The 264-nt window shown below is 61.4% G+C and carries 1 protein-coding gene; it reads left to right on the top strand.

The annotated features are described in order from the left end of the window. Window positions 1-264 (top strand): ABC transporter substrate-binding protein (locus tag AC0L3A_RS41130; RefSeq protein ID WP_473256632.1); only part of this gene is annotated, 264 nt, incomplete at both ends.

Below are 264 nucleotides of genomic sequence, written 5' to 3'. Positions count from 1 at the left end.
AACTCGATTCCGAAGGAGTCGAAAGATCCGGACGGCTACTGGTACGGCGATTACTACGGCGTGCTTGCGTTCGAAGTCAACGCGGACATGATCGACAAGGCGCCGTCCGACTGGAGCGATCTGCTCAAGTCCGATTACAAGAACGCGGTGTCGCTCGCGGGCGATCCGCGCTCGGCGAATCAGGCGATCCAGGCCGTCTATGCGGCGGGCCTGTCGCAAAGCAAGGGCGATGCGGCGAAGGCGGATAAAGCCGGCCTCAAGTAC

The sequence above is a fragment of the Bradyrhizobium sp. MI1.3 genome (assembly GCF_055811695.1).
Note: the sequence above shows the minus strand (reverse complement) of the source record. Positions and strands in the feature narration are given on the sequence as shown.